Annotated in this window: 1 protein-coding gene; it reads left to right on the forward strand. The window is 33.2% G+C overall.

The features are described from left to right. Positions 1-1,340 precede the first annotated feature (1,340 nt). A complete protein-coding gene (locus tag AC3DU7_RS32265; RefSeq protein WP_488043304.1) occupies positions 1,341-1,679 on the forward strand; it encodes a cation:proton antiporter subunit C in 339 nt (112 codons plus the stop codon). Positions 1,680-2,049 lie beyond the last annotated feature (370 nt).

Below are 2,049 nucleotides of genomic sequence, written 5' to 3' on the forward strand. Positions count from 1 at the left end.
AAAACATAGCAGATTCTAAGTATATGGAGTACAAATATTAAAAATTAAATGATACAATTGTGGGCATTTTACCTGCGATGTCTATACCTCACATAAGGTGGAATCTGCTTTAAATTAGGGTTTGGGCTCATAAAGTCTTTTTGCTCTTTGTAGGCAGTAGGGAGTAGTTAAGAGGTAGAATAAATGGGAATTATAAAGTCAGTGGCCATTCATCATAGTCAAAGTTATTTTTCTGCCATAGCGACCCTAAAATCCTCACTTTTTAAATCTTCACAACTCAAAAACTAATACTTTTAATAGACATAAATTGCTAAAACCAATATCAATCAATGCGCGCGATATTGAATCAGCAAGACCTACTTAAGGTGTTTTTAGTAGTTATTTAAGGGATGGGTCTAATTGGCGACGTACAATAGTCAGTAGTCAGGAGAAATCAAATCTATATGTTTTAGTCAATATAAATATTAAAATAATTTAACTCCATAGCTTTACTATATAGCAATCCTATTTTCTTCGTGTCAAAAATCTTACTGCTTTTTAGGGAACAGGGAACAGGGAACAGGGAACAGGTAAGAGTTTTAGTTTTTTTATCTACTTTTTTATTTGTCGCAACCTATTTAGGATTGCTATATTTATAAAATTCTTTTTTCAAACTGGTATTAGTTAATTATCAAAACTAATTATAATCAGAAGAGTAAACTTATGGCCAACCAAGTAAAGGCAGCTTTTTTCTTTATGCATCAAGTTGTAAAAGCTAGATGGGAAAATTTATAATTGATTGAACTGATCGATACTAACCTGGCCAATTTTAACCAAGCACTATAAAAATCATGATTATTTTTCTTAAGCACCCATAGCAGAATTAATACTTAATCTAACCAGGTATCAGAACTAATATTAAAACGCCTCTTCTCTTTTGACCCAATTTCATGTTTAATAATGTATAGCATATTGGTAGTTAATTTAGTACAGCTTAATCTTAATTAGTTCAACAATTCCCTGAACATCTAAGAACTCTGTACTTCATTGAGTCCAAATTGCTATAAATTTTAGATAACTTAAAAACAAAAAAGAGTAGTTAACCAGGGAAATAAAAATTAATTATGTATTGACTACAGAAGAGATGACTTTAATCTGAAGTTTTCTCATCTATTATTTTATGCAATTGTAAAATATACTCATGTTCAGTCAATTTAGTCAGTTAATTTCAACTGGCATAAGTCTTTGATTGTTTGTGAAATTCATTCTTATATTACCTGAATTATGGATATTTTATCCTTAATTTTTTGTAATTTAAACATTAAATTTTTGCAAAAAAAACAATTAATTAGTTAATTTTCATGTTAGAAGCTTGCATATTTTTTACCATATTATGTGGATTTTTCGGCATTATCTTTAAGAAAAATCTGGTGATGAAAATCGTCTCAATGGATATTATGAGTACGGGAGTTATTGCCTATTATGTGCTAGTAGCATCGCTGGATGGTTTGTTTACACCAATTGCCGACGAAACTAAAAATGTTGCTTATTCCGACCCCGTTCCCCAGGCAGTTATCTTAACCGCAATTGTAATTGGCTTTTCAATTCAAGCTTTGATGTTGGTGGGTGTGATGAAGTTGGCAAAAGATAATCCCACTTTGGAAACTAGCGCAATCGAAGAAAATAACACACCATCATGACAAAAAAAATAGATCTCAAGCCTCCCTTTTAAGGGAATGAAAAGCGGTTGTTAGCGTAGCTTCCCGTAGGGTGGGATGGCGTTTTGCTCCGCAACATATAAAGCGGAGTGGCTCTGTCAAGAGCGGGTCTCCTCGCCATATCCAATCGACCAAGAAAGCAGTCGAACTTCAAAGCTTCCCGTAGAATTGAATGGCGAAAAAACCTTGCCATATCCAATGACCAAAAGAAAGTAAACTTGATTATTTTCTTAATTCTGGCTTTCCTAGGCAATGCTGCGCAAACAGCGGTCGGTACTGATAACGAAGTTCCTCCGAATAGGAGGCTAACTGATAACTGATAACTGATAACTGAAATGACCAATATTACGAT

The organism is Okeania sp., from assembly GCF_983059655.1.